Source organism: Bartonella sp. TS25HLJMH (genome assembly GCF_042193505.1).
GTDB classification, from domain to species: domain Bacteria; phylum Pseudomonadota; class Alphaproteobacteria; order Rhizobiales; family Rhizobiaceae; genus Bartonella; species Bartonella grahamii.
Window position 1 is genome coordinate 1 of the sequence record NZ_JBHILV010000017.1, and the last position, 20,849, is coordinate 20,849.

General features: G+C 37.0%; 17 protein-coding genes. 5 read left to right on the plus strand and 12 right to left on the minus strand.

From position 1 onward, the window contains the following. Positions 1–541: 541 nt before the first annotated feature. On the minus strand, positions 542–1,696 hold the full coding sequence (gene rnd, locus ACFINF_RS07350) for a ribonuclease D (RefSeq protein WP_375620311.1): 1,155 nt from the start codon (positions 1,694–1,696) through the stop codon (positions 542–544). Positions 1,697–1,828: 132 nt separating this feature from the next. Between rnd and aspS the strand changes: the two genes are divergently transcribed. Together aspS and parC are read left to right on the plus strand one after the other, a co-directional pair. Further along, positions 1,829–3,622, plus strand: a complete 1,794-nt coding sequence (gene aspS / locus ACFINF_RS07355) for an aspartate--tRNA ligase (RefSeq protein WP_273788192.1) — start codon at positions 1,829–1,831, stop codon at positions 3,620–3,622. Positions 3,623–4,393: 771 nt separating this feature from the next. Further along, positions 4,394–6,643: a DNA topoisomerase IV subunit A gene (gene parC, locus ACFINF_RS07360; RefSeq protein ID WP_375620312.1), complete on the plus strand. Its 2,250-nt coding sequence runs from the start codon at positions 4,394–4,396 to the stop codon at positions 6,641–6,643. 332 nt (positions 6,644–6,975) lie between these two features. On the opposite strand, the gene ACFINF_RS07365 is transcribed toward parC, so the two are convergent. The 10 genes from ACFINF_RS07365 to rpe form a co-directional block, all read right to left on the minus strand. Continuing rightward, positions 6,976–8,232 carry a multidrug effflux MFS transporter gene (locus ACFINF_RS07365; protein ID WP_375620313.1) on the minus strand — a complete coding sequence of 419 codons (1,257 nt, stop codon included), beginning with the start codon at positions 8,230–8,232 and terminating at the stop codon, positions 6,976–6,978. A gap of 71 nt (positions 8,233–8,303) precedes the next feature. Continuing rightward, the gene (gene grxD / locus ACFINF_RS07370) at positions 8,304–8,636 is read right to left on the minus strand and encodes a Grx4 family monothiol glutaredoxin (RefSeq protein WP_015856495.1); all 333 of its coding nucleotides are present in this window, start codon (positions 8,634–8,636) and stop codon (positions 8,304–8,306) included. Between the two features lie 98 nt (positions 8,637–8,734). Next, entirely contained in the window at positions 8,735–8,968 is a 234-nt protein-coding gene (locus ACFINF_RS07375) for a BolA/IbaG family iron-sulfur metabolism protein (protein ID WP_375620331.1), read from the minus strand. Positions 8,969–9,027: 59 nt separating this feature from the next. Beyond that, complete coding sequence (purL, locus tag ACFINF_RS07380; RefSeq protein ID WP_375620314.1) at positions 9,028–11,238, minus strand: phosphoribosylformylglycinamidine synthase subunit PurL; 2,211 nt, start codon at positions 11,236–11,238, stop codon at positions 9,028–9,030. Between the two features lie 294 nt (positions 11,239–11,532). Then, on the minus strand, positions 11,533–12,204 hold the full coding sequence (purQ, locus tag ACFINF_RS07385) for a phosphoribosylformylglycinamidine synthase subunit PurQ (protein WP_375620315.1): 672 nt from the start codon (positions 12,202–12,204) through the stop codon (positions 11,533–11,535). Between the two features lie 11 nt (positions 12,205–12,215). After that, positions 12,216–12,455, minus strand: coding sequence for a phosphoribosylformylglycinamidine synthase subunit PurS (purS, locus tag ACFINF_RS07390; RefSeq protein WP_375620316.1), 240 nt, complete (start codon positions 12,453–12,455; stop codon positions 12,216–12,218). 79 nt (positions 12,456–12,534) lie between these two features. Beyond that, positions 12,535–13,299: a phosphoribosylaminoimidazolesuccinocarboxamide synthase gene (purC, locus tag ACFINF_RS07395; protein WP_375620332.1), complete on the minus strand. Its 765-nt coding sequence runs from the start codon at positions 13,297–13,299 to the stop codon at positions 12,535–12,537. A gap of 172 nt (positions 13,300–13,471) precedes the next feature. Continuing rightward, a complete protein-coding gene (locus ACFINF_RS07400; RefSeq protein ID WP_375620317.1) occupies positions 13,472–14,020 on the minus strand; it encodes an RBBP9/YdeN family alpha/beta hydrolase in 549 nt (182 codons plus the stop codon). A gap of 63 nt (positions 14,021–14,083) precedes the next feature. Further along, positions 14,084–15,391 (minus strand): adenylosuccinate lyase, encoded by a 1,308-nt coding sequence (gene purB, locus ACFINF_RS07405; protein ID WP_375620318.1) that lies wholly within the window; start codon positions 15,389–15,391, stop codon positions 14,084–14,086. Continuing rightward, a complete protein-coding gene (gene rpe / locus ACFINF_RS07410) occupies positions 15,391–16,077 on the minus strand; it encodes a ribulose-phosphate 3-epimerase (RefSeq protein ID WP_375620319.1) in 687 nt (228 codons plus the stop codon). The genes purB and rpe overlap by 1 nt, the downstream gene beginning before the upstream one ends. A gap of 146 nt (positions 16,078–16,223) precedes the next feature. On the opposite strand from rpe, the gene ACFINF_RS07415 reads away from it, so the two are divergent. Further along, positions 16,224–16,757: a flavin reductase gene (locus ACFINF_RS07415; RefSeq protein ID WP_375620320.1), complete on the plus strand. Its 534-nt coding sequence runs from the start codon at positions 16,224–16,226 to the stop codon at positions 16,755–16,757. 313 nt (positions 16,758–17,070) lie between these two features. Continuing rightward, complete coding sequence (gene dksA / locus ACFINF_RS07420) at positions 17,071–17,487, plus strand: RNA polymerase-binding protein DksA (protein ID WP_375620321.1); 417 nt, start codon at positions 17,071–17,073, stop codon at positions 17,485–17,487. Positions 17,488–17,537: 50 nt separating this feature from the next. On the opposite strand, the gene ACFINF_RS07425 is transcribed toward dksA, so the two are convergent. Beyond that, positions 17,538–18,014, minus strand: coding sequence for a hypothetical protein (locus ACFINF_RS07425; RefSeq protein WP_375620322.1), 477 nt, complete (start codon positions 18,012–18,014; stop codon positions 17,538–17,540). Between the two features lie 212 nt (positions 18,015–18,226). Between ACFINF_RS07425 and ACFINF_RS07430 the strand changes: the two genes are divergently transcribed. Beyond that, complete coding sequence (locus ACFINF_RS07430) at positions 18,227–20,761, plus strand: response regulator (protein ID WP_375620323.1); 2,535 nt, start codon at positions 18,227–18,229, stop codon at positions 20,759–20,761. The last annotated feature ends 88 nt before the right edge of the window (positions 20,762–20,849 follow it).

Consider the following 20,849-nt stretch of genomic DNA (forward strand, 5'->3'; position numbering starts at 1 on the left):
GCCAGCCCCGCTTATGGTGTGCAAGAGAATGGTTTTGATTGATTCAAGATAAACAGGTTTGAAATGAGAGAATCTTATGTTATTCGGGACTCTCATTCAACATGAAAAACAACGAATTATATTTATAAATCAGTATGTTAATTTTGTTAGGTATTTTAGTTGTTATGCTGGCTCGTTTTTGATTGTTAGATTGTAATCTCAGTCGTTTTTAATACGATATGGTGACGTGAGGCATTATATCTTTGTTTGTTCCTATTGCGAGGCTGCTATTTTTGTAACGAATGGGCTTTTATTATAAGAACTTTTTCTTTTTAAAACTTTTAAATGAGGAGCTGTCTGTGTTTTTAGATTTTGTAATAAGATTGCTATTTGATTGACCTGATAAAGATTTAGCTGCCATTTTTAATAAGAGTTTACTATTTAAGTTTTTAACTTTGTCAGAAGTAGGCTTTAGTTATCCTATTTGCGTTGGTCCATAGGGCATACCAATTTATGTAGATAATAAGTAGCGTAATGTTTTTTTTTTAAATGAAAATGTAAATTAAAGCTGTTTTGTGCTTATTTTTCCATCGTTAAAGTAAAACCCTATCTGCCCCTTTAGCAGTTGTTCGGCTTTTTTACCAAAAATTTCATAGCGCCAGCCATTCATAGCGGGAATATTTTTCTTTATTCCTCCATTGGCAATTTTTTCTAAATCATTAGATGTTGCAATAATTTTAGGGGCAATGCTGTTTTCGCTTGCAACAATTTTTAATAACACTTTGAGCAGATCGATAACAGCGGCCGTCGTATCATTGAGTGGATTATGTTTAGGAATGGGGGGTAAAGTAGAAAGATCCACTTCTAAGCCTTCGTGGACAGCTTTGATTAATGATTGAGCAATTGAGAGTTTATCCCAATTCTTATTAAGACTGCGCAATCGTTTTAATGCAGATTCATCTTTTGGTTGTTGGGTTGCTATTTCTATAAGACATTCATCTTTTATGATATGACGACGTGGCATATTGTATCTTCGTGCTTCACGTTCACGCCAAGCTGCTATCTTTTGTAATACAGCAAGTTCACGAGGCTTTTTAATTTGTCCTTTCACTTTTTTCCATGCTTCATCTTCTGGTATATCATAGGTTTTAGGATTTAAAAGAATTGTTAGTTCATCATCCATCCAGTGAGCACGTTGATTTTTTTCTAACCTTTTTTTCAATAACAGGTAAACATCTCTTAAATAGGTTACATCGGCAAGTGCATAGAGCAGTTGTTTTTCAGACAAAGGTCGGCAACTCCAGTCTGTAAAGCGGGAAGATTTATCAAGATGATGCCCCGTGCAACGTTGTACAATTTGATCATAGGAGATAGAATCACCAAACCCACAAATTGATCCTGCTATTTGCGTATCAAAGAGAGGGGAAGGAATAACACCTCCAAGATGATAAATTGTTTCAATATCTTGGCGCGCAGCATGAAAAACTTTTACAACTTTTTTATCGATCATAAGGTCAAAAAAAGGTTGTAAATCAATATCTGGTGCTATGGGATCAATCAAAACTGTGACATCTGGTGATGCGAGCTGGATTAAACACAGTTGAGGCCAAAAAGTTGTCTCGCGGATAAACTCAGTATCGACTGTTACAAAATCAGAGGTACGTAGAACGTTAAGTGCAATTTCAAGATCTGTTGTTTGTGTAATAAGATTCATCATTTTATTATAATTCGATAAATTAAATTTGTCCTTTATTGACTTTATTTTTGAGTTTTTATTCTCATATCTTGACAAATGGTTATTAAAAAGCGTTTGTAGCGCATGTGAATATTATAATCAAAGGCAAAAAACATGCACCGTTATCGCAGTCATCATTGTGCGGCTCTTCGTAGATGTGATGTAGGAGCACAAGTCCGTCTTTCGGGATGGGTTCATCGTGTTCGTGATCATGGAGGAATTCTTTTTGTGGATTTACGTGATCATTTTGGAATTACACAAATTGTTGCTGATCCTGCTTCGCCGGCTTTTAAAGTTATTGAAAAAGTGCGTTCTGAATGGGTTATTCGTGTGGATGGAGAGGTATGTGCACGTTCTGATGAGGTTATTAATGCAACGCTTCCAACAGGTGAGATTGAAATTGTTGCACAAGAGGTAGAAATTCTTTCAAAATCTGATGAACTTCCTTTACCGGTTTTTGGTGAACCTGATTATCCAGAAGATATTCGATTAAAATATCGTTTTCTTGATTTGCGTCGGGAGACTATGCACAAAAATATCATGCGTCGGACTGAAATTATTGCGGCTATGAGACGGGCTATGCAAAATAATGGTTTTACGGAATTTACGACGCCACTTTTGACAGCTTCATCACCGGAAGGAGCACGTGATTTTTTGGTTCCAAGTCGTGTTCATCAGGGAAAATTTTATGCGCTACCGCAAGCACCACAGCAATATAAACAGTTGTTGATGATGTCAGGTTTTGATCGTTATTTTCAGATTGCTCCATGTTTTAGAGATGAAGATCCAAGGGCCGACCGTCTTCCTGGTGAATTTTATCAATTAGATGTTGAAATGAGTTTTGTTGAGCAAGAAGATGTTTTAGCAACTATGGAACCTATTATGCGTTCTATTTTTGAAGAATTTGCAGATGGAAAAACTGTGACACAGAGCTTTCCTCGCATTTCCTATGATGAAGCAATGCAAAAATATGGTTCTGATAAGCCTGATCTACGTAATCCGATCATTATGGAAGATGTTTCTCAACATTTTTATAATTCTGGTTTCAAAGTCTTTGCTCAAATTTTAGCAAATGATGAGAATGCACGAGTGTGGGCTATTCCGGCTAAAACGGGTGGAAGTCGTGCTTTTTGTGATCGTATGAATGTATGGGCACAAGGCGAGGGGCAACCAGGGCTCGGTTATATTTTTTGGCGTGAAGAAAAAGGAGAATTTGAAGGAGCAGGGCCTATCGCCAAAAATATTGGTCAACAGCGAGCTGAAGCGCTCCGTATACAGCTTGGACTTGAAAGTGGTGATGCTTGTTTTTTTGTGGCTGGAGATCCAAAAAAATTCGCATCTTTTGCTGGAGCAGCCCGTACACGGGTAGGGGAAGAATTAGATCTTCTCGATAGAGAGAGTTTCTCTTTGGCTTGGATTGTTGATTTTCCATTTTTTGAATGGAATGAAGATGAGAAAAAGATTGATTTTGCACATAATCCTTTTTCCATGCCTCAAGGGGGAGAAAATGCTCTTGAGACCCAAGATCCTCTTACTCTTAAAGCTTTTCAATATGATCTTGTTTGCAATGGTTATGAAATTGCATCAGGTGGAATTCGTAATCACTTGCCAGAAATGATGCTTAAAGTTTTTGAGCTTGTAGGACTTTCTAAGGAAGTTGTGAAAGATCGTTTCGGTGGTCTTTATCGTGCATTCCATTATGGGGCTCCGCCACACGGTGGTATGGCTGCGGGAATTGACCGCATCATTATGCTGTTGCAAGGTGTTAAAAATTTGCGTGAAGTTGCTTTATTTCCTATGAATCAACAGGCACTTGATCTTTTGATGAGTGCTCCGTCTGATGTGTCTCCTACACAATTACGTGATTTAGGAATCCGTATGGCTCCTACTCACAAAAATAGCTCATAAAGTTGATTATGGATTGTTTTCATCTTTCTTATGCAGAGTGAAGTTTTGATGCCTCTCAAGAGCATCATGTGTGTGTGCTGTTTGTGAAATTTAGATAGACAAAAACGCCATTGTGTTGATTCTTTACGAGGCTTTATTCCTTGTTTTTATAGTGGCTCTTCCCTTTGTGATAGGTGAGGAAATGATTGTGATTGTTTTATCATGAATAAATTAGAAATGAGAGAATTCTATAATATTTGGAAGTCTCATTTTAGTTGAAAAAAATGAATTATCTTTATACGACAACATATTATTTATTTTTTATTGAAGTTTTTACAATGTTGTAGCAGAGAATTGTGTCTCTTCGTTTTTATGAGAATAATGCGGTTTTCTATTCTATGGACTTACTCTGAAAAGTTTAAATTTTATAAGCTTTGAATATTTTTTTAGTTTTTCATGGAAAAACTGAATGGGGTTGTTGTACAATTTATCTTTATAATAAAAGATGATGTTTGAAAGGTGCTTTTGTCATTCCAAAAAGAATGAAACAACTCTTTGTGAGCAGTTAAATTATTATCAGATTTGACAAAGCTTTCAATAAATTACTTAGGACAAGGGGGGAAGGACATGTATAAATTTTTCAAATTGATATAATTTTCTGTTCATGTTCTAATCGCAGCGTTTGTTTTTATGTAATTGACTTTTAATAAAAAAGTCGACTCATAGAAGATTTAATTAAATAAATCCTATAAAATAATTTCTTATTATTGTGGGAATTGTTATTTTAATACTATGTTTGATAAAATGAATTTACCTTTTGATAAAGAACATATTGAACCAATAGAATTACGTTCTGCTTTACAGGAACGTTATTTGGCTTATGCACTTTCTACGATTACACATCGTGCATTGCCTGATGTACGTGATGGATTGAAGCCTGTCCACCGGCGGATTGTTCATGCGATGCGTCTTCTCAAACTAAATCCTGGACAGTCTTATGCGAAATGCGCGCGGATTGTCGGTGATGTCATGGGAAAATTTCATCCTCATGGGGATGCGTCTATTTATGATGCTTTGGTGCGCTTGGCTCAAAGTTTTGCTGTTCGTTATCCGTTGGTTGATGGGCAAGGCAATTTTGGTAATATTGATGGTGATAATGCTGCTGCCATGCGTTATACGGAAGCACGTATGACTGAAGTGGCTGCATTGTTACTTGAAGGAATTAATGAGAATGCTATTGATTTTCGTTTAACCTATAATGAAGAAGATGAAGAGCCTGTTGTTTTACCAGGAGCTTTCCCTAATCTTTTAGCAAATGGTTCTTCTGGTATTGCTGTTGGTATGGCAACATCTATTCCACCCCATAATGTTGCTGAGCTTTGTGATGCAGCGCTCCATTTGATTGCGCATTCCGATGTAAATGATGAGGAATTAAATCAATTCGTTCTTGGTCCTGATTTCCCGACAGGGGGAATTTTAGTTGAGCCTAAAAAAAGTATTGAGGAATCTTATCGTGTTGGGCGTGGATTCTTTCGTTTGCGTTCACGTTGGCATCAGGAATCGGGTAGCCGTGGTTCTTATGTGATTGTTGTGACTGAAATTCCCTATCAGATTCAAAAGTCACGTCTTATTGAAAAAACAGCAGAGTTATTGCTTGCACGGCGATTGCCAATGCTTGAGGATATCCAAGATGAATCAGCAGAAGATATCAGAATTGTGCTGGTTCCTAAAAATCGTACGGTTGATCCGGAGCTTCTTATGGAGTCTCTTTTTAAATTGACTGATTTTGAAGTAAGATTTCCCCTTAATCTGAATGTTTTGTCTTTGGGAAAAATACCCAATGTTCTCTCTTTGCGTGAGAGTTTACAGCAATGGCTCGAACATCGTCAAGAAGTCCTTATTCGTCGCTCTCATTATCGGCTTGATCAAATTGATTGTCGATTAGAAATTCTTCATGGATATCTTATTGCCTATTTAAATCTCGATGAGGTTATTCAGATTATTCGTGAAGAGGATGAACCTAAAAAGCAGCTCATTAGTCGTTTTGAATTAACAGAAAATCAAGCTGAAGCTATTCTTAATATGCGCTTGCGTTCTTTACGTAAGCTTGAGGAATTTGAAATTCGTAAAGAATTTGAAAGTTTGAAAGCTGAAAAAGAAAAGCTACAGAATTTGTTAGCTTCTCCTATAAAACAGTGGAAAATAATTTCAGAAGAAATCAAAAAAGTTCGAAACACTTTTGGTCCTGAAACACTCTTAGGAAAAAGACGTACGACATTTGAAGAGGCACCAAGACATGATCTTGATGATATTCAACAAGCAATGATCGAAAAAGAACCGATTACTATTGTTATTTCTGAAAAGGGGTGGATGCGCGCTTTGAAGGGACATTTGAACGATTATAAAGCGCTTTCTTTTAAAGAAGGAGACAGTTTAAAATTAGCATTTCCAGCATTTACGACCGACAAGATTATGCTGATCAGTACGGGTGGAAAGTTTTTTGCTATTAGTGCAAATAGTTTACCTGGAGGGCGGGGACATGGTGAACCTATTCGTCTTTTAGTTGATATGGATGATGAGCATGATGTTCTCACAGCTTTTGTGCATCACGCCGAGGAAAAATTGCTCTTGGTTTCATCTCACGGTAATGGTTTTATTGTTTCTTCTGCAGAAGTGATCGCCAATACACGAAAAGGAAAGCAAGTGATGAATGTGAAAGCTCCTGATAAGGTAAAGCTTTGTGTTCCGGTAAATGGTGATCATGTTGCTGTAGTCGGTGAAAACCGTAAAATGCTTATTTTTTCTATTGAACAAATACCAGAAATGAATCGTGGTAAAGGTGTTCGTTTACAGCGTTATAAAGAAGGTGGTGTTGTTGATGCCAAGACTTTTAATTTATCAGAAGGCTTAAGTTGGCAAGATACAGCTGAACGAATCTTTAACCGTCAGGCGGACGATCTCTTTGAATGGATGGGAACGCGTGCGGGAGTCGGGCGTTTGGTTCCAAAAGGATTTCCAAAATCAGGAAAATTTATTAATTAAATGTATTTTATAAATGGGAAAATTCCCTATGGTTTTATGATTGTGTAAGATATTAATTTATAAAGATAATTTATTATTTTTTTATATTGAAAGAAAGACCTAAAGCCTAAATTTTTCTCTTATTTCGGTTAAATCAATCAAAACTGTTTTTTAACATTACAGCATTTATGGGTGCTGTCGTGAAATGATTTGATATTTCGAGAGCTGTACCTTTAAACAAACAATGTGAATGTTTAACACAAGAGTGTTCTATTTGGAGATGTTTTATTTTGTTTGATAGGTTTATCTTCTTATTATTCAAGAGAGATGTTATTAATCTTTCGTAGTAATATTTATTCGTTAGGATTGCTATGATATTGCCTAAAAAGATGACCACGTTCAGCCCATAAGACGAGAAGTATGGCAGCGAGACTCAAAAAGAAAAATCCTGCTGAGTTTGGGATGGTTGTTTCATCAAATTGTTGGGCAATAAAAAAGCTAAGTCCTGCACCGATAGATGTTTGAAGAAAGCCGGATACAGAAGAAGCTGTTCCAGCAATTTCACCCACAGATTCGAGAGCAAGTGTATTGAAATTGGCCATAATGCCACCGCAGGCAAACATCAGTATACAGAATAACAGCATGTAAAAAGCAAAAGGAAGAATACCATCTGTTAAGATAGAGCCAATAAACCATACACATGAAGTGATACAAAAGAGCAAAAGCATAGTATGAGCAATACGCCGCATTCCAAGGCGTCCAACGAGTTGAGAGTTCATGAATGATGAGAAAGCCTGAAATGCAGCACCAACTGCAAAGGCAATAGGGAACCAAAGTCCTAGATTATAGATCCCTTCATACGTTTGTTGTGATGTATTAACGGCAGTAAAGATACAGCCTAAAATAATCGAAGTTGCTAGTGTATAGCAAAGTGTTGTGCGATTGGTTATTACAATCCATAAATTATGTTTGACTGAAGAAAAGGAAAGAGAGCGTTGCGCATAAAGAGTTTCCGGCAAGCGGAATTGAATCCAAATCATCAACCCGAAACCAACCATTGCCATGAAAATAAAAATATATTGCCAATGTCCAAGCAGTAAAATGATCTGTCCTGTTGCGGGACCAACCATTGGTGCAACAAGAAAAACCATCATAACAATAGACATAACTTCTGCCATTTTTCGACCACTGTAAAGATCACGTACGACGGAAACTGTAAGAACCCGCATAGCAGCTCCTCCAATACCTTGTAAGATACGCAAAATAAGTAAGAGAGAAAAATCAGTTACAAAGGCACAGCCAATCGCCGTAAATGAATAAAAAGCAAGACCAATAAGAATAAGTTTACGTCGTCCATACCTATCGCTTATTGGACCGAAAAATATTTGAGCAATACCATAGCTAATAAGATAACTCGAAATGATATAATGTTGATCATTTTCATTGAGAACATTTAAGCCATCTAAAATATTGGGCATAGCTGGCAGCATAATATCAACAGCTATAGCGTTAATAGCCATGAGCGAAGCAATAAGAATAACAAATTCTTTATAGCCAATTTTTTTTCTAATCGCATCACTATGCGTTTGTTCATCGACTGAATATGACATATGGCATCCTTGAAATAGAAATTTCATCTGAAAACAGCTCTTTTTAAGAGTCTGAATAAAATGAAAGATACCTATGATTGATTACAGGGAATATTTTTTTCTTTTAAAAGTTCCTGTAACTCATTGTTTTGAAACATCTCTTTAACAATATCACAGCCTCCGACAAATTCACCCTTGATATACAGCTGTGGAATTGTTGGCCAATTTGAGTAATCTTTAATTCCTTGACGCAATTCGTTAGAAGTTAAGATGTTAATTCCTTTATAATTCAATCCTAAATAGTCAAGGATTTGAACAACTTGTCCTGAAAACCCGCATTGCGGAGCGTCAGGTGTTCCTTTCATGAATAAAATGACGTCGTTTGTTTTAATCTCGTTGTCAATAAAATCATGAACAGTGGTCATTTTTATCCCTCGATATTTCAGATTTTTATCAGTGTGTAATTTATATTCATACTGTTTTTAATCGTATTAAATGTGTGAATGCAAGAAGAAATTTTAGATTATTTTGGGACATTTGTTTGCAACATTAAGGCGTGAAGGTCATTTCCCATAGTGCCTTTAAGGGCATCATAGACCATTTTATGTTGTTGAACACGGGTTTTACCACGAAAACTTTCAGAAATAACTTCTGCAGCATAATGTTCTCCATCTCCAGCAAGATCACGAATTGTTACAGTAGCATCAGGAATGCCTTCACGAATAAGCGTTTCAATTGCATGGGCACTCATTGCCATCATTATTCTCCTATGTTGTTCATTTTTTTTATAAAGGCTGTTTAAGAGAAAAACAATTTTTACTCTTCACCCATAAATTGTGGAAACCAGTTTTCATAGGCTTTTGTGAGGTTGTCTACTGAAAGTGTTAATATCCCATCTATATTAAGAGAAGTTCCCTCAACTTGACCTAGCTCTGTTAAAGAAACTGTATTGATTTGTGCACGCTCTTTAAGATTATTAAGAGAGTGAGGTTTGACGGCTAAAAGATAACGTCCTTGGTCTTCTCCAAAAAGTTCTGCATGATGGGGTGATTTATTGCTTAATTTTACTTTGATTCCTTTACCTGCTTTAATCACCATTTCAGCAAGTGCTAGCGCTAATCCTCCGTCAGAAATGTCATGAGCAGCATGAATAAAACCGCTATTAATGACATCTCGAACAAATTGACCATGCTTTTTTTCAAGTTGTAAATCTACAGGGGGGGGGGCACCTGCATCAATATTTAAAATGTTACGTGCATAGATTGATTGTCCTAAATGGGAGCCGCAATTTCCTACTAAAACAAGAATATCTCCATTTTGCATACCACTTATTGTCACCATTTTAGACCAATCATTAAGAAGACCTACACCAGCAATTGTGGGGGTTGGAAGAATGGCTTCCCCATTTGTTTCGTTGTAAAGAGAAACATTGCCTGAAACGATAGGAAAATCGAGGATTCTACAAGCTTCTCCTATACCTTTAATAGCAAAAACCAGCTGTCCCATAATTTCAGGTTTTTCAGGGTTACCAAAATTGAGATTATCTGTAGCAGCCAGTGGTGTTGCACCTGTCGTACTAATGTTTCGCCAGCATTCTGCGACAGCTTGTTTTCCTCCTTCATAAGGGTCTGCTTCACAATAGCGAGGTGTTACATCAGAAGAAAAAGCAAGAGCACGTTTGCTGTTGTTTCCTACACGGATAACGCCTGCATCACCTCCTGGACAAACAAGGCTATTTCCTTGGATAAGGGTATCATATTGTTCATAAACCCATCGCCGAGAACTTTGATCAGCAGAATTCAATAAGGACAGAAGCGCATCACCAAGATTTTCAACTTTTTTGACGTCTTCTGCTTTCAAGGGTGTTTTTTTTGCCGGTTCACTCCAAGGACGATCATAAACAGGCGCTTCATCACCAAGCTCTTTGATGGGAAGATTGACAACTTCTTCCCCTTGATGAAATACACGAAAACGTAAATCATCGGTTGTTTTTCCAATGATAGAAAAATGTAGCCCCCACTTATGAAAAATTGCTTCTGCTTGCTTTTCTAGTTCTGGTTTAAGGACCATGAGCATACGCTCTTGACTTTCAGAAAGCATCATTTCATAGGCTGTCATGTTTTCTTCTCGAACAGGAACTGTATCAAGATTAAGCTGTATCCCCAGATTTCCTTTTGCTCCCATTTCAACGGCAGAAGAGGTGAGTCCTGCTGCCCCCATATCTTGAATAGCAACTACGGCTCCAAGTTCCATGAGCTCTAAACATGCTTCAAGGAGACATTTCTCTGTAAAAGGATCACCTACTTGAACAGTTGGGCGTTTTTCACTGATTGAAGAATCAAATTCAGCAGAAGCCATTGTTGCTCCACCGACACCATCACGTCCTGTTTTTGCACCCAGATAAACAACAGGGAGTCCAATACCTTGCGCTTTAGAATAAAAAAGAGCATTTGTCTTTGCAATACCGGCGACAAAAGCGTTAACAAGGATATTGCCATTATAACGCTCATCAAAATTTACTTCTCCACCAACCGTTGGAACACCAAAAGAATTGCTGTAACCACCTATTCCAGAAACAACACCAGAAACAAGATGGCGTGTTCGTGGGTGATCAGGAGCACCAAATCGCAATGCATTCATAGCAGCAACAGGACGGGCTCCCATTGTAAAGACATCACGTAAAATACCACCAACACCTGTCGCTGCACCTTGATAAGGTTCAATATAAGAAGGGTGGTTATGGCTTTCCATTTTGAAAACAACACATTGCCCTTCGCCAATATCGACAACACCAGCATTTTCACCAGGTCCTTGGATAACACATTTTCCTTCTGTCGGAAGAGTTTTTAGCCATTTTTTAGATGATTTATAGGAACAGTGTTCGTTCCACATTGCAGAAAAAATTCCTAGTTCAGTAAATGTTGGTTCTCTACCGATTAACGTCAGGATACGTTGATATTCATCTTCTTTTAGCCCGTGTTGTGCAATGAGTTCTGGTGTAATAGTGATGTTATTGCAAGGCTTCATGAGCATTTATCCGTCAAATTAATCGAAATTTAGTATTTTTATTTTTTTAACCTAGCAGCTTAGTATTATAAACAATAATGTTGTTAATAATAAAAATATTTATAGACAGTAAGCTGAAGATTTTGTCCGTTTGTTTGGTGGGATTTAAGACTAAAAATGGTCTTAAATAATTATGTGTTTAGAAAATAATATCCATTGTTGTTTGTGAAGAGCTTTGTTTATAGATTTACGATGCGAGAAATGGTATAAATCCTTGTTTTTTTTAAATTATGGAGCGCGAGTATTTTTGCAGCATTATCCATTTACTAACTCTAAAGCACTTTGGAAAAGTAAACGACCGTCAGTACCTCCGTGGGCGGATTCAATAAAGTTTTCAGGATGGGGCATCATACCAAGAATATTACCAGCTTTATTAACAATACCAGCAATATCTTTTATTGAGCCGTTCGGGTTTGTATTTTCTGCATAGCGAAAAACAATTTGTTCATTGTCTTCCATTTGTTTCAATGTTTCACTGTCAACAAAATAATTTCCGTCATGATGGGCAACAGGACAACGAATAATTTGTCCTTTAGAATAATATCGAGAAAATTTTGTCTTGGCGTTGACGACTTCAAGTTTGATTTCACGACAAACAAATTTTAAAGAAGCGTTACGCATTAAAGTACCGGGTAATAATCCTGCTTCCAACAAAATTTGAAATCCATTACAGATACCTATTATTGTCGTACCTTCTTGTGCTTTTTCACGAATGGCTTTTAAGATGGGAGTTCGCGCTCCAATAGCACCACATCTTAAGTAGTCGCCATAGGAAAAACCACCAGGAATAATAATAACATCTACATCTGGAATTGTTGTTTCTGTTTGCCAAATTTTTAGTGGCTCAACTCCCGTTATATGATGTAACGCTGCAACCATATCTCGATCACGATTTAATCCAGGAAGTTGAATGATGGCAGTTTTCATGAGCGTTCCACTTAAAAAAGTTCGATTGTATAATTTTCAATGACAGTATTTGCGAGTAACTCTTCACACATTTGTTCAAGTTTTTTCTTTGCGGTTTCAGAAGGTAGATCATCAAGAACAATATCAAAAACCTTTCCTTGACGAATGGATTGAATGCCTTCGAAAGCCAAACTTTTTAAAGCACCGACAATTGCTTCTCCTTGTGGATCAAGAACGCTTTCTCTTAAAGTAACTGTAACGCGTGCTTTCATTTTTTGCTTCCTGCTTGTTAAAAGAACCTCTCCTTTGAAGAGGGATATTTATATAAGGTGATGCTTTTTTGCCCTGTTTTTACTTTACGAGAACGGGACCACTTGGTCGTGTTGGTTCGTTTTCATTCATAATACCAAGACGTTTGGCAACTTCTTGATAGGCATTAATAAGCCCACCCATATCACGACGAAAACGGTCTTTATCCATTTTTTCTTGTGTGTGCATATCCCATAGTCGTGCAGAATCAGGTGAGATTTCATCAGCAAGAACAATGCGCATTGTTTCATCTTCCCACAGGCGACCAAATTCCATTTTAAAATCAATTAATTGGATGTTAATACCAGCAAAAAGCCCAGAAAGAAAATCATTAACACGAATTGAAAGTTGCATGATATCTTCTATCTCTTGTGGGACAGCCCACCCAAAAGCTGTAATATGTTCTTCTGTTACCATAGGATCATCGAGAGAATCATTTTTATAGTAGAACTCAATGATAGATTGCGGAAGTGGGGTTCCTTCTTCCAGTCCTAAACGCTTAGCAAGAGAGCCGGCAGCAACATTGCGAACAACAACTTCCAACGGAATCATTTCCACTGCTTTAATAAGCTGTTCACGCATGTTTATACGTTTGATAAAATGTGTTGGGATGCCCAAACGTCCAAGATGACTAAAAATATGTTCCGAAATTCGGTTGTTCAAAACCCCTTTTCCGTCGATAATTTCATGTTTTTTTGCATTAAAGGCAGTTGCATCATCTTTAAAAAATTGAATATAAGTTCCTGGTTCAGGTCCTTCATATAAAATTTTAGCCTTGCCTTCATAAATACGGTGGCGACGATTCATCATGATTCTCTATTTATCTTGAGAGGTTTTTAATAACATTGGTAAATGATACTATCCTAATTGATAGAATTTCTCAATGATATTGCTATGATACTTTTATAATTTTTGTCATTACACGTCTACTCAAAGGTGAAGATACATAGTGATGAGAAAGAAGATTATCTCTTTTTGATCAAATTTTTGCAAGAAAGTGAGAGAGGACCATAAGCCCTTCAGGCCAGGGTCCGTGTCCGGATTCTGCGTTAATATGGCCAGAATACCCAGCATCAACAAAGAGTGCCCCCCAATCATTGGCAATTTTTTCTGCTACGGAAAATTGACAAAACTCATCGTTGCGACTGGCTATGACAATAGAAGGAAAAGGCAGCTTTTGACGATGATAGGGGCCAAATGTCATTAAATGTTTGGGACGTATTTTCTCATTGGCGACATCTGGAGGTGCAACAAAGAAAGCGCCACAAATTTTTTCTGTATTTTGTACAGTTGCATGAATAGCGCTGGGAACTCCTAATGAATGGGCAATAAGCATAACAGGCCTTTGAGCTTTTGCGATGGCGGTTTTAACTTTGTTAACCCATTCTTCACAAACAGGCTTTGACCAATGGAGTTGTTCAATGCGGCGGGCTGTCGACAATTTTTTTTCCCAGCGTGTTTGCCAATGATCTGGACCAGATCCTTTGTAGCCAGGAATAATAAGAATATCGAGTTGATTTGCTTTCATAATTTTTTTGTTACAACAGATTTTTGATCATAGGTGGAATAGATTTGGGTTTTCTATGTCGCTTTATTGTTCTTCAAAAACACGTTTAAAAATCGTATTGATATGTTTGGTGTGGTAAGAAAGATCAAATTTTTCACGAAGTTCTTCTTCACTTAAAGCTTTGGTAACATCTTTGTCGTTGAGGAGTTCTTCTAAAAAATCTTTTCCTTGTTCCCAAACTTTCATCGCATTTCGTTGTACAATCCGATAAGAATCTTCACGACTGATTCCTGCTTGTGTGAGTGCTAAAAGCACCCGTTGTGAGTGAACAAGACCGCGGAATTTATTGAGATTTTTTTGCATATTCTCTGGATAGACAATGAGATTTTCAATAACCGATGTGAGGCGAGAAAGAGCAAAATCAAGTGTAATAGTCGCATCTGGAGCAATATAACGCTCAACAGATGAATGGGAAATATCACGTTCATGCCAAAGTGCAACATTTTCCATGGCTGGGAGCGCAAATGCACGTACCATGCGGGCTAGTCCAGTTAAATTTTCTGTTAAAACTGGATTACGTTTATGAGGCATTGCCGATGAACCTTTTTGCCCAGGCGAAAAATGTTCCTCTGCTTCAAGAACTTCTGTTCGTTGTAAATGGCGTATTTCTATCGCTAGCCTTTCAATAGAGGAAGCAATAACACCAAGTGTTGCAAAAAACATGGCATGACGATCTCTTGGTATTACTTGGGTGGAAACCGGTTCAGCACGCATCCTCAAGGCTTTTGCTACATGTTCTTCAACGCGTGGATCAATATTTGCAAAAGTTCCTACAGCTCCTGAAATTGCGCAAGTAGAAATTTCTTCTTGTGCTGCAAGAAGACGTTTGCGACAACGGGAAAATTCGGCGTATGCGAGAGCAAACTTGATTCCAAATGTTGTCGGTTCAGCATGAATGCCATGACTCCGCCCAATGGTGATTGTCTCTTTATGCTCAAAAGCACGTCTTTTTAATGCTTCAAGAAGTTGATCTATATCCTCTAGCAAAATATCACTAGCACGCATCAATTGAATGTTTAGCGTTGTATCTAGAACATCAGATGATGTCATACCTTGGTGGATAAAACGTGCCTCTGGTCCAATGAATTCAGCTAGGTGGGTCAGAAATGCGATAACATCATGTTTGGTAATTGCTTCAATTTCATCAATGCGATTGATATCAAATTTAGCTGCTGCCCCTTTTTCCCAAATGACTTTGGCGGCTTCTTTCGGAATAATCCCTAAATGAGCAAGGGCATCACAGGCATGGGCCTCAATTTCAAACCAAATACGATATTTTGTTTCGGGAGACCAAACTGTTACCATTGCAGGGCGGGAATAACGTGCGATCATTATTTTTTTCCTTCTTGTGAGAGGATTGCGGCTTGGCGCAATGCATTAATACGTGTTTTGTAAAGCTCTTTATTTCCGTTTTTATAAATTGCAGAGCCTGCGACAAATACATTTGCACCAGCTTTTGCAGCTATCCCAATTGTATCAACGGTGATACCACCATCAACTTCAAGATCAATAGGGCGGTTTGCAATCATGCTTTTAACACGCTTAATTTTATCTTTTATTTCTGGAATAAAACTTTGTCCACCAAAACCGGGATTAACCGTCATGATGAGAATGAGATTTAAGTGATCAAGTAAATATTCAAGTACATGTTCAGGGGTGCTTGGATTGAGTGCAATTCCTGCTTTTTTTCCCATTTTTTTTATTGTCTGTAATGAACGATGAAGATGTGGACTTGCTTCAGCATGAATGGTTATAATATCTGAACCCGCTTTTGCAAAAGCTTCCAAATAAGGGTCTACCGGTGCGATCATCAGGTGCACATCAAATGTTGCTTTGGTTAATGGGCGCAGAGCCTTGACGATTTCAGGACCAAAGGTGATGTTAGGAACAAAGTGCCCATCCATGATATCAAGATGAAGCCAATCTGCACCAGCATCAACAACATCTAACATTTCTTGTCCAAGTTTAGAAAAATCAGAAGCCAAGAGTGAAGGCGAAATGAGATGAGAATGGGGCATTAAAATCTCCTTGATTGGCTGTTTTTATCATATCGCTGTGTATACACAAATATCTTTTGTGTTATGACGGAAAAGAAAAAATATGTATTATAGGTCTTTGTTATGGAAAGATCGCTTGAAATTTTAAAGCTTTATAAGTGAAAGATATGTCGAATCATAAAACATATTTGATGCCTGAACTTCAACATAATATTGCGGTTTCTTCCCAAGAATATCGAGATGCCATGAGTCTTTTTGCAGGAGCTGTGCATATTGTGACAACAAATGGCATTAAGGGAAGACGCGGGGTGACTGTTTCGGCGTGTTGTTCTTTATCTGATAATCCTCCAACCCTTCTTGTCTGTCTCATGCGCCATAATTTAAAGAATCAGGTGTTTATGGAGAATGGAAATTTTTGTGTTAATAGCTTGGCAGGAAAACATCGTCCATTAGCGGATGTTTTTTCGAGGTGTTGCACTCTTACACAAAATGAGCGTTTTGATGTTGCTCAATGGGGAGTTTTGCAAACGGGGGCGCCTAGTCTTTCAGACGCTCTAGCGTCGTTTGATTGTCGTTTGATTTGTTGGCACGAGCACGCAACCCATTGTGTTTTGATTGGTGAGGTTGTTGCAATCAACTGTAATAAAGAAAAAGATGCTTTGATGTATTTGAAACGTGAATATCACACTTTGCCTTTATAAAGATTTTATTTTTTTGCATTGCTGAAATGATTTATTGTTGCTTCATTTAGATTTTAAACAATGAGAAAGTAGGGGAGGGATAGCTCTGATATCTGATATTAGATTTCCTTTTTTTTGAAGTTTCTTAGTAAGCAAGAAAAATGTTCTGGATGAGATTTGATCAAGAATCCAACCTACATAGAAAAGCGATCAAATCTAAACAGTGCGTTTAGACATATTTGTAGATTGTTATGAAAAAACATTTTACTCTTGTGTTGATGGGTATTGCACAATATATAGACCGCACATAGCATATGTGGAGGTTTTTTATTGCATGAGCGAAGAGATTGATGGTCAATATCGCCCTAGTGAAGATGAGCCTTTTATGAATGAGCGGCAAAAGGCGTATTTTCGTGCTAAATTGGTTTCTTGGAAGAATGATATATTAAAAGAAGCTCGTGAGACTTTGGAAAATTTGCAGGAAGAGAATGTTGGTCAACCAGATTTGACTGATAGGGCTTCTTGTGAAACTGATCGTACAATAGAATTACGTGCGCGTGATCGTCAGAGGAAACTTATTTCAAAAATAGATGCTGCTTTAGAGCGCATTGATAATGGGACATATGGCTTTTGTGAAGAAACCGGCGAACCCATTAGTATAAAGCGTCTTGAGGCTCGGCCTATAGCCGTTTTATCATTAGAAGCGCAAGAACGTCACGAACGACGTGAAAGAGTTTATCGCGAGGATTAAGGTCATTGAAATGATAAACACGAAACTCGTGGTGATAAAATTGTATATTTTTATTTTTGAGGGGTAGGAATGAATAAAGATGGTTCTTGCCGTCCCTCAATTTCGGCCGTGATTGCCGAATCTTTTACCGCTTGATTCGTAAAAGGAGAGGGACTTTTATCCGGTATATCGTTTCTTTCTGTAGGGGCGGAATTTGGATGTGTTAGTGTTTCTCTCTTTTGTATTTTGGATGTACCGGTAATATCCGATTCTACAACCACATCTGTTAATCCGCCAATAAGAAGCAAATGTTCTTTATGATCGCAACGGACTAAAACAAGGCGGCGTGCTCGATCTATAGAAATTACTTCACATAATGCTAATCGTGATAGACTTTTTTTTCTATTAATGCTGAATCTTCTCGTACTTAAACGACGTAAAAACAAGATAATTATGGTAATAGCAACGATTGTTATTATAAAAAACAAAAAGCTTATCATTATTTTCGCAGCAGATACACCTATTTGCTCTGATAACCAGATATACATAGATTTTCTCCCATTTTTGTGTGAAAATATCGTTTTTTATCGAGATAAATTTATAAACACACCCTTAAAAAGTTCACTTAAATACAAGAAATAAACTTTTTAACATTAAGTGAGCTTTCTTGGAAAGATAATATCATAGTATATACTTTATAACAATGAATATAAAGGAAGTTTTGTGATATCAGAAACAGCTAAATCTAAGGCAATGAGAGATGGATAAAGGTTTTGATAATAATAAAAGATCAGCGTCTTCTGTTCATCGAAGATTTGTGATTTTTAGTGTTGTTTTTATATTACTTTCTCTTTTTATTGTGGGTATTTTAGGTTTTTTTTATCCACAAGGCTATTTGCAAAAGGCTATATTGATATCTTTTTTGATTCTAGCAATTATCGGCGTTGCAACACTCATTTTGTGTGGAATGGGAATTTTAAGATACCATGTGTGGTTGCATGAAGATTTTGATTTTAGCATCTTTAATAAGAGCGATGATGCAATTGTAATCTCTGATCTTTCTGGTTTTGTTTATTATTCTAATCAAAACTATCGAAAAATTCTGACCTATAAGCCTGAAGTGTCTTGTTATATGGTTATTGCTGATCTTCCAGGAGCTGGTGCACTTTCGTATCGCTTAAAGGTTGCAGCCTGTAATAATCTTGCAGCACAAGAGGAATTAAGAGTAGAACAACCAATTTTTACCGATGCTACACCAAAAAAATCTGTTTGGTATAATATTTCCGTTCAACCTATCACAAAACAGAAAAAAAAGCTTTTATTTTGGCGTATTACTGATATTTCGCATTTACAACAAACGCGAGAAGTTTTTTTCTCGAACCTTCAAGAGGCTATTAATCACTTGGATCAAGCTCCTATTGGTTTTGTATCAGTTAATACACAAGGAACTATTCTTTATGCTAATGTGGTTTTTGCCGAATGGTTTTCAATTGATTTAGCGAATTTCTCAGTTGGTCAATATAATTTTGATTCGTTATTTGATAGCGTTGGCGCTAAGAGCTCATGGAGTGATATCTGTTTGCAAACCAATAGATATCAAAGTTCAGGTTACTCTTTACCTTATAGGTTTTCGTTATGTTTAAATTCACAGACGACTTGTGAGAAAATATTCCATTGTCTTATCTCTGTTTCTTCTCTCTTAGAAGAGGAAGCCATTTATCGTATTGTGATCATTCCACAACAAATACAAAAAGAAGAGGACGACCAATTAAAATTACCTAATATATTAGGAGAATATTTTGATGCGAGTCCTTTTGCAATAGCCGTGGTGGATCATGAAGGGAAATTGGTTCATATGAATAAAGCTTTTTCATCACTTACGGGATGTATGGATAAAGCTGTCAATTTTTATGATGTTGTTTCTCGTCGTGATTGTGTGCAGTTAGAGCGTTCTTTTCAGAGAATTGCGACAAATAAAAATTATTTTGTTTCTCTAGAAACTGTTTTAGAAAAAAATGAAGAATGCCATTTACGGCTCCATATTATGTCTGTACCGCCCTATCATGGTAATGCATTGCAAGATTTGCTTATTATCTCTGTGATTGAAACAACTGAACAAAAAACGCTTGAAGATAAAATGATACAAAGTCAGAAGATGCAAGCTGTTGGACAATTGGCTGGCGGCATTGCTCATGATTTTAATAATGTTTTAACGGCAATTTTAATGTCGTGTGATCTTCTTTTAAATACGCATCGTAGTTCTGATCCGGCTCATGCTGATCTGATCAATATTAAAAATAATGCTAACCGTGCAGCTGCTCTTGTACAGCAATTATTAGCTTTTTCTAGAAAGCAAACACTTCGACCTGAAGAAGTTGATTTTACCGAATTTTTATCAGATATTCGCAATCTTATTGTACCCCTTTTGGGAAATAATATTCAGTTAAAAATTATCCATGGAAGAGATTTGTGGAGCGTTGAAGTTGATCAAGCATCTTTTCAGCGTGTTATTATGAATTTGGTTATTAATGCGCGTGATGCCATGTTAGATGGAGGTATTGTTACGATTGCGACAAACAATATTACAAAGCAACAAAGTGCTGAATTTATTCATCTTGGTTTAGTAATTGGTGAGTATGTGCAATTGACTATTTCAGATACAGGGGCTGGTATATCTGCTGCTATACAAGAAAAAATGTTTGAGCCATTTTTTACAACAAAAGAAGTTGGAAAAGGAACAGGACTTGGTTTATCAATGGTTTATGGAATTATCAAGCAGAGTGGTGGGTACATTTATTGTGAAAGTAAAGAAGGTGAAGGAGCAACATTTCATATTTTTCTTCCCCGTTATATCCCCAATATAAAAGGAGAAATTTCTCAAAAGATTGCAAAAGATGAAGAGAAAGATAAAAATATAGACTTAACAGGATCTGCGACTGTTTTATTGGTTGAAGATGAAGATGCGGTCAGAATGGGGGGGGTAAGAGCTCTTCAAATGAGAGGATATACGGTTTTAGAGGCAGCGAGTGGGGTGGAAGCACTCTCTATTCTTGAGGATCAAAAAGGAGCTGTTGATATTATTGTTTCCGACGTGGTGATGCCAGAAATGGATGGGCCCACTTTATTGAAGGAAGTACGTAAAAACTATCCTGATATCAAATTTCTTTTCGTTTCTGGATATGCAAAAGATGCTTTTGCTAAAAATCTTCCACAAGATGCTGTTTTTGGTTTTTTATCTAAACCTTTTACACTCAAACAGTTAGCTCTAACAGTTAAAGAAACACTTTCATCATGAGGCAAAAATTTATGCAATAGAAAAATTGCGTATTTAAGATTTTTTAGGCGAAATATGAGAGTATTTTGATAAATAGAGCTTGTGATAA